Source organism: Moraxella sp. K1664, assembly GCF_039693965.1.
GTDB lineage: Bacteria > Pseudomonadota > Gammaproteobacteria > Pseudomonadales > Moraxellaceae > Moraxella.
This window is the reverse complement of sequence record NZ_CP155576.1, coordinates 855,239-868,975: the sequence shown is the minus strand read 5'-3', so window position 1 is coordinate 868,975 and position 13,737 is coordinate 855,239. Positions and strand designations below refer to the sequence as shown.

General features: G+C 45.5%; 11 protein-coding genes and 1 pseudogene. 4 read left to right on the top strand and 8 right to left on the bottom strand.

The genetic code is table 11. The features are described 5' to 3' along the window. Nucleotides 1-12 precede the first annotated feature (12 nt). Entirely contained in the window at nt 13-1,122 is a 1,110-nt protein-coding gene (locus AAHK14_RS04540) for a metallophosphoesterase (RefSeq protein ID WP_065256089.1), read from the bottom strand. Nucleotides 1,123-1,479: 357 nt separating this feature from the next. On the opposite strand from AAHK14_RS04540, the pseudogene AAHK14_RS04535 reads away from it, so the two are divergent. Further along, nucleotides 1,480-3,769: pseudogene (locus AAHK14_RS04535) on the top strand (FepA family TonB-dependent siderophore receptor). Between the two features lie 81 nt (nt 3,770-3,850). Continuing rightward, complete coding sequence (locus tag AAHK14_RS04530) at nt 3,851-3,973, top strand: hypothetical protein (RefSeq protein WP_255518750.1); 123 nt, start codon at nt 3,851-3,853, stop codon at nt 3,971-3,973. A 75-nt stretch (nt 3,974-4,048) separates the two neighbouring features. Here AAHK14_RS04530 and AAHK14_RS04525 read toward each other — a convergent pair whose 3' ends face one another. The 4 genes from AAHK14_RS04525 to AAHK14_RS04510 form a co-directional block, all read right to left on the bottom strand. Continuing rightward, a complete protein-coding gene (locus AAHK14_RS04525; protein WP_065256088.1) occupies nt 4,049-5,023 on the bottom strand; it encodes an alpha/beta fold hydrolase in 975 nt (324 codons plus the stop codon). A 35-nt stretch (nt 5,024-5,058) separates the two neighbouring features. Further along, a protein-coding gene (locus AAHK14_RS04520) for an IS5 family transposase (protein WP_115247578.1) occupies nt 5,059-5,879 on the bottom strand; the annotation gives its coding sequence in 2 pieces (ribosomal slippage) (nt 5,059-5,495 and nt 5,495-5,879; 822 coding nt in all). Nucleotides 5,880-6,170: 291 nt separating this feature from the next. After that, nucleotides 6,171-6,836 (bottom strand): DnaJ domain-containing protein, encoded by a 666-nt coding sequence (locus AAHK14_RS04515; protein WP_065254873.1) that lies wholly within the window; start codon nt 6,834-6,836, stop codon nt 6,171-6,173. A gap of 190 nt (nt 6,837-7,026) precedes the next feature. Continuing rightward, nucleotides 7,027-8,952, bottom strand: coding sequence for an ATP-binding cassette domain-containing protein (locus AAHK14_RS04510; RefSeq protein WP_065254874.1), 1,926 nt, complete (start codon nt 8,950-8,952; stop codon nt 7,027-7,029). 120 nt (nt 8,953-9,072) lie between these two features. Here AAHK14_RS04510 and erpA point away from each other — a divergent pair, with 120 nt between their 5' ends. Further along, nucleotides 9,073-9,405 (top strand): iron-sulfur cluster insertion protein ErpA, encoded by a 333-nt coding sequence (erpA, locus tag AAHK14_RS04505; RefSeq protein ID WP_062500809.1) that lies wholly within the window; start codon nt 9,073-9,075, stop codon nt 9,403-9,405. Between the two features lie 102 nt (nt 9,406-9,507). On the opposite strand, the gene AAHK14_RS04500 is transcribed toward erpA, so the two are convergent. Beyond that, on the bottom strand, nt 9,508-10,161 hold the full coding sequence (locus tag AAHK14_RS04500) for a DUF2939 domain-containing protein (protein ID WP_194092647.1): 654 nt from the start codon (nt 10,159-10,161) through the stop codon (nt 9,508-9,510). Nucleotides 10,162-10,347: 186 nt separating this feature from the next. Between AAHK14_RS04500 and dnaJ the strand changes: the two genes are divergently transcribed. Next, entirely contained in the window at nt 10,348-11,538 is a 1,191-nt protein-coding gene (gene dnaJ, locus AAHK14_RS04495) for a molecular chaperone DnaJ (RefSeq protein WP_065254876.1), read from the top strand. 300 nt (nt 11,539-11,838) lie between these two features. Here dnaJ and AAHK14_RS04490 read toward each other — a convergent pair whose 3' ends face one another. Next, nucleotides 11,839-13,038 (bottom strand): RNA-guided endonuclease TnpB family protein, encoded by a 1,200-nt coding sequence (locus AAHK14_RS04490; protein WP_346818230.1) that lies wholly within the window; start codon nt 13,036-13,038, stop codon nt 11,839-11,841. 9 nt (nt 13,039-13,047) lie between these two features. Further along, nucleotides 13,048-13,662 carry an IS607 family transposase gene (locus tag AAHK14_RS04485; RefSeq protein ID WP_065254877.1) on the bottom strand — a complete coding sequence of 205 codons (615 nt, stop codon included), beginning with the start codon at nt 13,660-13,662 and terminating at the stop codon, nt 13,048-13,050. Nucleotides 13,663-13,737: the final 75 nt, after the last annotated feature.

Below are 13,737 nucleotides of genomic sequence, written 5' to 3'. Positions count from 1 at the left end.
TGTTTTAAACTCTCATTTACCACGCATATCAATCACCCACACTTCTGCTTGTGAACCCAAGCGAAACGGCACGCCCCAAAAGCCATAGCCTGATGACACCACCACATGCGTGCCGTTGATTTTTTCGTGTCCGTATGCCACGCGGTTAATGGCTTTGACGATAAAATTGGCAGGGAAAACTTGCCCGTTATGGGTATGCCCCGACACTTGCAGGTCAATGGGCAGCTCTGTATTTTGGTCAATCTGGCTTGGTCGGTGGTCAAGCAGTATCACAGGGTGGCGAGTATCCACGCCATGCATCAGCTCGTGCGTGGGCAAGCGGTCGGCATAATGGTCATCATACCGCCCGATAATCGTCATCGGCGTGCCATTGATGACAAACGTTTGGGCGGTGTCATCAAGCAGTATCGCTCCACTATCACGCACCGCTTGTACGATGGCGTGGCGTTCTTTGGCGTTGTATAGGTCATGATTGCCAAGGCTGGCGATGAGATTGCCATTGACCGAAGCGACTAGGTTGTCAAAAGCGGTGTGCATCTTTTCGCCATGATAAACGTGCGTGTCATCGTCCATGATGTCCCCCGGCATGAGTAGCATGTCCGCTTTTTCACGTCTTAAAATATCCGCCAAACGATTGAGCTGGCGACTGCCGACCAAGTAGCCCAAATGGGTGTCGCTCGCCACAGCCACTCTCACAGGGTTCATCGGTTTGTCAATTTGTATGGATAAATGTCGCACCACAGGCGTATAAGCATTATAAACGGACAAGCCAACCAATCCAAGAAAGCTTGCCACACCAAACACACGCACCATCACACCATCTACCCCACCCATGATGGCACCAAAAGATGGGATGTGCTTTATGGCAAACACAAGCAGTGTGGTCATGATGATACTTAGCACGCCAAGCCATAACACCGCCATATAACCCATACCAAAGCGAAACATGCCCACAAACAGCGTAACCAAAAACAAATGCGTGATGACAAACATGCCCGCAAACACCGCCGTTTTGGCATTGGGCAGATAAGGTTTGATAAGCCAAAAAATGCCCTTCGCTCCGATGTAAGTAAACAGCTCAATGAGTAAAATGGTCGTGGCTAAAAAGAAAAGTCGTCTCATGGTGGATTTTTAAAAAATTATTCATATTACCCCGACCCACCCCAAAACACAAGTCATAAATCCCAACCGTAATTATTTAAAAAATAAAATACTAGCATTTAAAAAATACTCTCATTTTATTAATAATTCCTATTTACATAGCCATACGATGATTTTATAATATTAGACTTCTTTCCAAACCCTGATTTTTGTGGATTTTTAAAAACCTCAACCCCAATACTTATAAGGGTTTATTTTTAGTTTGGAAAGAGATTTATTGCTGTTTTGTAAATTACTTTTATCATAGAGTATGGAGTGATTATGCCTGCCTAGTTAAGCCCTATCTTTAAGCATAAGCCCTTATCCTTATGCCTTGTTATGATAATGAGTGCTGTCGCTTTTGCCAAAGATGGTCATGCCGACCAAAGCAGTCAAGCCAACTTTGCTCAGCCACATGTCGTGCTACCTGATGAAACCATTACCGCCGAAGCTCAGGTCAAGCAGTCGCTCGGTGTGTCCAATATCAATCAAGCCGACCTAGACCGTACCCCCGTCAAAAGCGACATCTCTGACATCGTCCGCAAAATGCCAGGGGTAAACCTAACAGGCAACTCTGCCACAGGTCAGCGTGGCAACAACCGCCAAATAGACATTCGGGGCATGGGACCTGAGAACACCTTGGTACTGGTGGATGGCAAGCCCATCACGTCCAGAAACTCGGTGCGTTATGGCTGGCAGGGTGAACGTGATACTCGGGGTGATTCACAGTGGATACCCGCCAATGCCATCGAAAAAATAGAAGTCCTAAGGGGGCCATCCGCCACTCGTTATGGCAGTGGGGCGATGGGTGGCGTGGTCAATATCATCACCAAACCTGTGAGTGATGAGCTGGCAGGCACCGCAGAAATTTACATCAATCAACCCCAAAATTCCAAAGAAGGTGACAGCTGGCGTGTGGGGGCAAGCCTAAGCGGGGCTATCATTGCTGATAAATTAGGATTTAGGCTCTATGGCGGTCTTAACAAAACAGACATGGATGCCGTGGACATTAACCCTTTGGTGCCTTATACGACTCCGAACGGCACCTATCTGACCCGCTCAGCAGGGCGTGAAGGCGTGGAAAACAAAGATGTGGGTTTGCGTTTGACTTACCAAATTAGCCCCGACCACAGTCTGACATTTGACGCCACTTATGGTCAGCAAGGCAATAAGTACGCAGGCGACACCCAAAACTCCAACCGTGATGCCACCGCCATATCCGACAGTCAAACCCAAAGCAACGCCCTACTAAACAGTCTTATCGGTAGCCAAACCAACCGCATGAGACGAGACAGCTACTCACTCACCTATGATGGGGCGTATGATTGGGGTGATGGTAAACTTACCCTGCAACACGACCAAACCAAAAATACCCGCCTAAACGAAGGGTTGTCAGGCGGGCCCGAAGGGGTGATTTTTGAGAATGCTGCCAATCCACTGCGTTTTGAGACCACCGAGCTGACTGCCCAACGCTTGCATGGCGAGATTGTCAAGCCTTTTTATCTTGGTGTGCCACAGACCGTGACATTGGGCGTGGAATATGTCCATGATAAGCTCATTGATAATGCCAATACCGATGAAGGGACAGCCACAGGCACGGTATCTGTCACCGAACTCGATGCCCAAAAATACACAACAGGCGACCGCTCCACCATGACATCCCGCATTATGTCTGCCTATGCCGAAAACAATTTGGCAGTTACCAAGAACACGGATTTGGTGTTGTCTGCCCGCTATGACCACCACAACAAATCAGGCGGTAATTTTAGCCCTGCCATCAATCTAACTCACCACCTGACTGATGCATGGACGCTAAAAGCAGGCGTGGCTCGTGCCTATAAAGCCCCCAACCTTTATCAAAATGCCGAAGGTTATCTGTTGTACACTCGTGGGCAGGGTTGCCCCATTCATCTAAGTACTGCCGATAACAATCGCTGTGTTCTACAAGGCAATAGCGACCTAAAACCCGAAACATCTATAAACACCGAATTTGGCGTACAATACCAACATGGCGACATCAACGCCAGTGCCACCTATTTTCACAGTGATTACAAAAACAAAATCGTCGCTGGTACAACGAGCCTAAGCAGTGACATCGTCTCATTAAGGGGCGTGGATTATACCTATAATTTATTAAAATGGGAAAGTACCCCAAAAGCGGTCGTTGAAGGCATTGAAGGTAACTTGACGTGGCAAAGAGGCGACTGGCGCATCAATAACAACCTAACTTACATGATAAATTCCAAAGACAAGCAAACGGGCAACCCCTTGTCGCTGGTGCCGACTTATACATGGAACACCAGCGTGGGTTATGACATCAATGACAAGTGGGACGTGAATGCCACCTATACCCAATACGGTCGCCAAAAGGTACGCCAATTTGCCCAAAGCAACATCGAAAACCTAAACGGCAATGGTCTGTTAAACAACCAAGATGTCAAAGGCTATGGCATATTTTCAGTCAATACGGGCTATTATTTTAATGACCATGTCAGCGGACGTATCGGGATAAACAACGTCTTTGATAAACAACGTCTTTGATAAACAACGACTGCGTGATAACACGATAAGCCAAAGTTATAATGAAGCAGGTCGCTCGTACTTTGCCAGTTTAAGGTATGAGTTTTAAATACTTTTTCCAAACCAAAACACCCAAGCCATCAATGGTTTGGGTGTTTTTATTAGGGTGTGTTAAATATTGGTATTTGCAATGAAAAATGAGAAAAATCGCACGTTTTTCAAGGAAAAAATGCAGGCTAATTGTTGTTCTATCAGACAAGTTTTTGACGATGAAAAACAAGATTTAGCCATTTTTCATGCAAAAATTGGCTGAAATTGTCAAATTTTGCCATATTTTATAAGAATGCTATCAATGGTAGGCACGCCCTACATCATTGATAGGCGGGTATCATGACGACACGCCCAAAAACCCCACCACCTGCCGACCGATAAAGCCTGTATCAAACGAGCGAGTGCGATAATCATAATTCATAAAACCGATATGCCCGCCATAGGTGGTATCTAGTAGCTCCACATCCGCCGACACGTCCGAGCGTTCGGCAGTTACGCCCAAAAATGGGTCATCTTTGGCGGTGATGATGAGCGTGGGCTTAGTGATGTCCGCCAAATATGGCAAGGCGGACGACTGGCGGTAGTAGTCGTTTTTTGAGCGAAAGCCATGACGGGGAGCGGTAAAGACGTTGTCAAAGTCGCCAATGCGTTTGGCGGATTTTAACGCTTTTAATTCATCAGGCGTTAGGCGGTTTTCTAGGGCTTTTTTGACAATGGGATTTAGTAGATACGGCGTATAAATGTGCCGTCCAAGCAGTCGTTCCATCGCCACCGAACTGCTCGCCAAATCCACAGGGGCGGACACCACCACCGCACGAGCAGGGATAGCGTCCGAGCCGTACTCGCCCATGTATTTGGCAAGGGCATTACCGCCAAGCGACACGCCCACGGCATAGATGTGGGCAAATTCGTTTTGTAAATGGGTCAAGTTATGATGAACTTCTGCCGTATCCCCTGCGTTATAAAAGACCTTGCCCGAGACCGCCACACCGCCACACGAGCGAAAATGAGCCACCACAAAATGACAATCCGCCCCATGTACCGCCCGAGCAAGCGACTTGGCGTAGTGGCTTTGGCTTGACCCTTCCATGCCGTGAAACAGCACGATGAGCGGTTTTTGGTATTTGCCGTCCACTTTGGTGTCATCAGTGAGTAGATAGTCAAACGCCACTTGGCTTTCATCAAGCGAGTCCTTGATAAGATGACGGGTGTAGTCGGGGGTGTATTTGACCACATAACGGGGCAAAATGGTTTGCAGGTGCGGATTTTTTAGCCAAAGGGGCGGACGAAAATCAGTGGCAAGGGCAGTCATGGTGTTCTCTTTTTTAAATTAGACCTCTTTCCAAACTACCCCAGCTCAAAATTATAAATCGCAGAAATTAGATTCACCCTTAATCCAAATCTTTTTCTGCGATTGCGGTAGCGACATGATAAGATTTTAAAACACTTGAGTTTCCCAATGACATGTTCATTGGTTACTCGCTTGGATGATAACTTGCGATTTGCTTTTTTATCTGCTTTGGTTAAAGGTTTAAGTTTTGTCTTTTTCTTTGGTAGTTGGCTATTTGCATGAGTTTGTTGTATGCCTTGATAGCCTGAATCTACTTGAATCAAAATACTTTGTTTGATGGTTATTTTTGATGATTGGTAGAGTTTAAAGTCATGCATGCCTCCTCTACCAACATGGGTGCATAGTATTCTCTTACTCTTTTTATCAACAACAATTTGTGCTTTTAAGGTATGACGTTTCTTTTTGCCTGAGTACTGTCGCCTTTGCTTTTTTTAGGTCTCTCTATGGGGATTTCTGTGGCATCAATGAGTACAGTTTCAAGGTTGTTGTCTTGCCATAAGGCTTTTTTACCTGGCAAGGCAAAGTCTTTGTGATTGATGAGTATACCTTCCACCCATTTAATTGCCTTGCACACAGCACTTTTAGTAATACCAAAGTCTTGGGCTATGTGAAATTGACTGCGGTATTCTCTGTAGTAGTTTAAGGTTATGACAAGTTTACTCTCTGGGCTAATTTTGGCTTTTCTACCGCCTTTTTTATGTTGTTCATTGTAGGCTTCTTGTAGTATTGTAAGCATGTGTTGATAAGTAGTTCTTTTTATACCAAAGTATCGTTTAAACTCACTGTCGTTTAGTTTTTCAGCTTGCTTGGGTGTCATGTCTTGGTTTTTTAAGGTTAAATGGGTATTATAACATGATGTGTTGTTGGTTTGGAAAGGGGTCTATTATAATTTGTTATAAATGGGTGGTTTGGGTAGAATTTCAATAGATCTCTTTCCAAACTAAAAATAAACCCTTATAAATACTGGGGTTGAAGTTTTTAAAAAATCCATAAAAATCTAGGTTTGAAAAGAAGTCTAATGATTTTAATGGTTGCTACCCTTTTAAAAAAATCGTTTATTGCAGGCGGGCAATTTTATTTTCTATATGTGCGATTTTATGTCAATAAATTACCCTTGCACCCGCACCACAAACCACACCGCCACCCCGCCCATAGTCAGCTTGATTTGTGAGCCGTCTGTCAAGCCCTGTGGCAAGGTGGTGCGAATGGTCTGACCGTTGTGGGTAAAGGTTATCTGTCCGCCATGTATGGCAAGCTCTGGCGTGATGACAAGGGTGGGCGTGGTTTGGGCGGTGCTGTGATTAGCATTGGGATTAAAATTGGGCTTGGAATTAGCATTAGCATTGGGAGTATGGGTCGCCATAAGGTCATTAAATTTGCCAAATAAAGTTTTGGCGTTTTTGATAAAGACAGGCTTTAATTCATGCTCGGCAAACTGGGCAAAAGCGGTCGCTTGGCGTTCTAGCTTTTTTAAATTTGCCATGACAGTGGGGGATTTTTGTAGGTTGTGGCTGACGGTGGTGGCGACTTTTTGGGCGATTTTGCCTGTGGTGCTAAAATAAACGGCGTGATACACGTCATACTCGGCACGTTTTTTGGGGTCTTTTAAGGTGGCGTAGGCTTCGTTAATCAGCACGATGTGTCCACTCTCGCCCACTCGGTCGGGGTGGTGGGTTTGGGCAAGTTGGCGGTAGGCTTTTTTGATTTGTCCGATGTCTGCCGATTTTGAGATGCCCAAAATGGCGTAATAGTCGTGTTTGGGGGGTTGTTTCATTTTTTCATCGTAGTTTGATAGGTTGTGGGGCGAATTTATGGTATTGTTCAATAAAGATATATTTTAAAATTTGGACGTGTAGGGGCGAATGACATTCGCCCAAAAATCAACACTTTATCACAGGGCAAATGTGATTTGCCCCTACAAATCCACCCAAAGGTATGGTTGATTAACAATACCAGTATTAAAATCATTCTTCCAACGCTCGCTCTAACGTCTCTAACTCGTCCATTGCCATAAGTAGGCTCTCTTCGGTGTCGCTTAGCTGTTTTTGTGTTTGGCTTTGGTCGGTAAGTAGGGTCATGAGCCTATCTTTTTGGTCGTCATCATACAGGGCGGTATCCGATAGGGCGGTTTCTATCTCGGCAAGTTTCGCCCCTAGCGTGTCCAGCTCTTTTTCTAGTTTGTCAATTTGCTTACGCAAGGGAGCGGTTTTTTGGCGGTTTTCGGCATTTTTTTTACGGATTTCTTCTTTGGTTAGGGCAGGTTTGTCCGATGTGTCGTCTGCCGTTGGGGGCGGATTGTTCGCTTTGTTTTGGGCGAGTTTGGCAAGGCGAGCTTGTCTTAGGTGCTCAGCATAGTCCGCCATGTCTCCTGTGAACTCGTCCGCCCGCCCGTTTGCGACCAATATCAAGCTGTCGCACACAGATGTGATGAGACCACGGTCGTGCGATACCAAGATTAACGCACCGTCAAAGTCTTGCAAGGCGAGCATGAGTGCGTTTCGCATGGATAGGTCTAGGTGGTTGGTCGGCTCGTCCAGCACCAGCACGTTGGGGCGTTGCCAGACGATGAGAGCAAGGGTCAGCCGTGCCTTTTCGCCCCCAGAGAACAGGCGTACTTCGGTATCAATCTTGTCGCCACGAAAATCAAAGCTCCCCAAAAACGCCCGCAAATCGGCGTCCGATGTCGTCCCTGCCAGTCGCCGAAGTAGGATAATGGGTGTGGCAAACTCGTCTAGGGCGTCCATTTGGTGCTGATTAAAATAGCCCAGCGTTAGGGTTTCGGAGCATTTGTGAGTGCCACCGAGCAACGGCAAATCGCCCACCAGTGCCTTAATGAGCGTACTTTTGCCTGCCCCATTTGCCCCCAATACGCCCAGCCGTGTGTCGGGCGTGATTTGTAAGTTTATCTTAGTTATCAAAGGCTTATCATAGCCGATAGATGCGTTATCTAGCGTGATGAGTGGACTTGCCATGTGTGTGGGCGGATAAAAGCGAAAATCAAACCCACTGTCTGCCATGACAGGGGCGATGTCGGTCATGCGGTCAAGCTGTTTGAGACGGCTTTGGGCTTGTTTGGCTTTGCTGGCTTTGGCACGAAAACGGCGAATGAAGTCTTCTAGGTGGGCTTTGGTCGCTTGTTGTTTGGCAAAGGCAGACTGCTGTTGTTCTAGTCGCTCGGCTCGGGTGCGAACGAACTGGCTATAATTGCCCGTATATAGGCTAATTTTGCCCTGCTCTATGTGCAAGATGTGTCCGCACACGCCGTCCAAAAATTCTTGGTCATGGCTGATGAGCAAAATCAAGCCGTCAAATTTGAGTAGCCACTCTTCTAACCACAAAATCGCGTCCAAATCCAAATGGTTGGTCGGCTCATCTAGGAGCAGTACGTCCGCTCGGTGCATGAGCGTGCGAGCAAGGTTTAGACGCATACGCCAACCGCCCGAAAATTCACGCACCATGCGAGTATGTTCATGCTCGCCAAATCCTAGCCCTGACAAAATCAGCCCTGCCTTAGACGGGGTACGATAGCCGTCTATCTCATCAAACCTTTGGTAAATGGGGGCGATGTCATGCTCGGATAGGGCAGATTGGTTTTGGATTTTGTTGTTAAGATGATACCACTCATCATCGCCAGATAACACATAATCAAGGGCAGTCTGCTCGCTGGCATGAACTTCTTGTTTCATGTGAGCAATTTGCCAATCCTTTGGTACGTCAATCTGCCCCACGTCCGTGCCATGCTCGCCCAATATCGTGGCGAACAGTGTGGATTTGCCGGTGCCGTTGTTGCCTGTTAAGCCGATGCGTTGCCCTTTGTGGAGCTGGGCATCAAATTCACTAAACAGCAAGCGTCCGTCTCGGCGGACAGCGACATTTTTAAATTCTATCATGATAATTCAATGTGCAAAATAAGTTAAAAATTCTCTATTATACCTTGTATCGCTAAAATTTGGGCTTATTATGGTATAATTATCCCTAAGAATTGTAAAAATTTTAACAAGAGAAAAACCATGCAAAACGTCATGACCCTAACCGACAACGCCGCCAAAAAATTACAAAAACTAAAAGACGCCGAAGGCAATCACGAGCTCATGCTTCGGGTCTATGTAACAGGCGGGGGCTGTTCGGGCTTCTCCTACGGCTTTGATTTTGCCGATGAGCTAGACGATGACGATGCCACCTTTGACAATGGTGATGCCACGCTTGTGGTGGACAGTCTAAGCTACCAGTATCTACACGGTTCAACCATTGATTACATCGAAGGGCTTGAAGGCTCTCGCTTTGTCGTGGATAACCCTAACGCCACGACCACCTGTGGTTGTGGGTCGTCTTTTTCGATTTAGGTTGATTAAGATTGATTAAGATTGATTAAGATTGATTAAGATTGGGGTGTGCTAATCTTGTTGTAACCAAACCGTCTTAATGGCGGTTTTGTTTTGTGTTAATCAAGGCAGAACAACATTAACTATCTGCCAGTCTAGTACCTGATGACGGTGCATGACGATGGTATAGGGCTTATCTTTGATGGTGGTGGCGACTTCAAAGCAGTTGATACCACAGTAGGACAGCTTGGGCTGGGTCGGCTGTCCGATGTTGTCGCTTGCCTTGGCGGCGATGGCGGTTTTTTGGTTATCGATGGCGATGTTCATGTCGCCTGTGCTGATGTAGTCGGTGAGTAGGCGTTCAGTATCGACATAACCGCCAAACAAGGCAATGCCCACAAGCATGGGCTCACTCTCGGGCTGAACGTCGCCTTGGGCAAGCCGAGTTAGATTCTCAGGGGTAACGCCCTTATCCACGGCAGTATTGATAAAGCTGTGGGCGATGGTGTTAAGTTTGGCACCATCTAGTCCAAGCAGTCCGCCAAAGAGTGACAAGCCCTGCACCACGTCGTTAGAGCCAAGCCAGTTATCCGTTTTGGTGATGAGCTGATGTTTTAGGTTTGGGCGTAGTGTCTCAAAGTCTATGCTGTTGATGATGGGAGTATAGTCGCCATTGTCATAAGCGTTTTTTAGGGTGTAGAGCTTATAATAAGGCGAGCCTGCCACGATGATAAGGGCGATGATGGCAAGTGCCAAGAGCAGTTTGGTGACTTTCATAAACACAGGATGATAATAGGGATAATGCGGGGTATTTTGCCATAAATTTTTGAAAATTGGTAAAAAATCACACCAATCACGCTTGATAAATGGCATAAAAGCACCATAAATAGGCAAATTTTTTATTTTTGCGAATCGTGACCTTTTTGGGTCGCCTAAGTAGCCAAAAGCCAATCAGGACAACACATGAGTAAAGATTTTTATACCATTTTGGGCGTGGACAAGTCGGCAGACGATAAAGAGATTAAAAAAGCCTACCGCCGTCTTGCGATGAAATATCACCCCGACAAAAACCCAGACGACCCAAGTGCCGAAGAAAAATTCAAAGAAGCAACGATGGCGTATGAAGTACTGTCGGACGCCCAAAAACGTGCCACTTATGACCGTATGGGACACAGTGCCTTTGAGCAGGGCATGAACAACGGTGGTTTTGGCAATGCTGGCGGATTTAGTGCTGACGACCTAAACGACATCTTTGGTAGTTTCTTTGGCGGTGGGGCTCGTGGTGGCTTTAGTGGCGGTGGCGGTTTTGGCGACATCTTTGGTGATATGTTCGGCAACTCTCGTGGCTCTTCTCGTGCTAGCAAAGGAGCGGATTTGCTCTACCAAATCAGTCTCACCCTAGAAGAAGCGGTAGCTGGCTGTAAAAAAGAAATCACATACAGCACGAGCGTTCACTGTGAGACCTGCGATGGTAAAGGGGTAAAGTCTGCCAGCGATGTCGTCAGCTGTCCTACCTGTGGCGGACATGGTCAGGTGCGTGTCCAACAGGGCTTTTTTGTCATGCAACAAACCTGCCCTGACTGCCGCGGCACTGGCAAAAAAATCAAAAACCCCTGCCCTGATTGTCATGGCAAAGGCAAACAGCACAAATCTCAGACCCTAGAAGTCTCCATCCCTGCTGGCGTGGACAATGGCGACCGTGTCCGCCTATCAGGCAAGGGCGAAGCGGGCGACAATGGCATGCCAAATGGTGACTTGTATGTTGAGATTCATGTCAAACCGCACGACATCTTTACCAGAAATGGGGCGGATTTGCACCTTGATATTCCTGTCAATATCGCCACCGCCACACTTGGCGATGAAGTAGAAATCCCCACGTTGGGCGGTGGTCGCCTAAAAATCAAAGTTGCCGAAGGCACCCAAAGTGGCAAAGTGTTGCGTGTGCGTGGCAAGGGTGTAATGACCGTGCGTGGTGGCATGCAGGGCGACTTGCTGTGCAAAATCATCGTTGAGACACCCACCAATTTGACTAGCGAACAAAAATCCTTGCTTGAGCAATTTGCCAAAACCCTAAATAGCGACAACGGAGCAAGTGCCAAAAAAAAGGGGTTTTTTGACAAAATCAAAGATGAAGTTAAAGACATTTTTGATTAAACCTAACTTTTCAAACAAAACACGGTAAAATTTTACCGTGTTTTTTATTTTTGGTGGCAGCCTAAAAAGTATGCCAAACTAGGTTTTCCGTTCGCTCTGAGCCATGCCTGCGAGTCGGAAAACCGTTATGAGCAGGCAATAGTTTTCCGTTCCAAAAAACCTACCCAAATCTACCCAAAGGCAAATTTAGCGTTTTCTTCCTACTTCATCGCTTGTTGCCCTTGCTATTTGGCGTAGGTCTTACATAAGCTCCATAGGCATTTTAAAATTGGGGATAGAACTCACCCGCCAAGGTTTTTGTTAAGATAAGTTTAAAATCTTATCCGCTTTGTTTAAAATGTTGATACTGGCGTTGATGTCCCTATCGTGGTTTGTGTTGCAGTTGGGGCAAGTCCAGTTTCTAACAGATAAAGGTAATTCATCTAACTTAACACCACAACAAGAGCAGGTTTTGCTTGATGGATAAAATCTATCCAATTCTTTGATGCTCTTGCCCCATTGATTTGCTTTGTAGATGAGTTGCCTTTTAAGTTCGTAAAACCCTAAATCATTGATAGCACGGCTTAATTGACGGTTTTTAACCATACCTTTGGTGTTAAGGTTTTCAATGCAAATCACATCAAACTTTTTAACCAAGTTGGTTGTTAATTTGTGTAAAAAGTCTTTTCTGATACAGCTGATTTGATAATGCAACCGTGAGAGCTTGGTTTTCGCCTTTTCACGATTGTTAGAGCCTTTTTGTTTACGGCTAAGTTGTTTTGATAATCTTTGAAGTTTTTTAAGTTTATTCTTTAAAGGTTTTGGTGCTTGTATCTTTTCTCCTGTTGAAAGTGTGGCAAGGTCGGTAATGCCTAAATCAATGCCAACAGCATTACCTGTTTTAAGAGTTTTAAGAGTTTGATTGGTTTTAAGTTGTCTGACTTGTGTGTTATTGTCCAATTCAACCGCAATAGACACAAACCATTGACCACCTTTGGTAAAGACTTTGGCACAGAGGATTTTGCCATCAAAGCGTAAGTTTTCACGCATTTTAACAAGTCCCAAATTGGGAATTTGAATGAAAGGTTTGTCTTTTTTGAGTTTTAGCTTAAATTGGTCATTAGATAGGCTAAATCTGTCGTTTACACCTTTTTTTCTAAATGTCGGATAACCACTTTCGCCCTTAAAAAAGCGTTTGAATGCGTCTCCTAGTTGCATAATGGCAAGTTGGGGAGAGCATTTGGTTACTTCTAGCATGAATGGGTATTTTTCACGTTTTATGGCGTTAAGTTGTCTTCTTAGTTTACCTTGTGATGGTTTGTTAAGTCGGTTTTCGTCAATGGTTATGCCTTTTGCTTGACAGTCATCACGGTAGTTTTTGTCTTGTTCATATTGCTTTTTCCATTGCCCCAACGCCCAATTATAGGCTAGACGTGCGACACCGCAAGCCTTGCTAAAATGTGTGGCTTGTTTAATGTGTGGCTTGTTTATTGGTTGGGTCAAGTCGGATGATGTGTCCACGAATAACCGTCATTGCAATGCTGCCTTAACGGCTTCAAGCAGTTTTTTATTCTTTTTACTTCGTGAGCCATATAGTCTTGCTGAAAATACCGTAATGATTTCTAGCACATCTTGAGCAAGCTCTTCTTCAAAGGATAGGTTTTCGCCTTGATTGATAATGACAACTTCCACATTCTTTCTTTCGCATAGAGCGAAGATAAGTTCTGCACCAAAGCGTAATAGGCGGTCTTTATGGGTTAAAACCAATCTGCCGATTTCATTGTTTAATATGCCGTCAAGCAGTTGTTTAAGTCCTTTTTTATGGTAGTTCATGCCAGAACCTAAATCACCCACGACCTCATAAGTCCAGCCTTGTTTGGCACAGTAGAGTTCTAAAACTTGGATTTGACGCTCTAAATCGTCCTTTTGGTCGTGGCTGGATACTCGTGCGTAGCCAACCGTTTTGCGGTTTGGTATGGGTAGATTATGGTAAAAATTAGGGTGTAACTTATTGATATCATACCTGCGATGACCTTTGGGGGTGCGTTCTGCGACAAGCACGCCAGTTTCGTCCCACCTTCTTAATGTTGAGATAGAGACACCCAGCCGTTTTGCAGCTTCGTTAATACCAATCAATCTATTCATAATTACACATTATAGAGTAGATTTAGGTAGATTTCAAGTAGCTGTTTTTTGCCCTTGTAGCATGCTTTTTGAGCC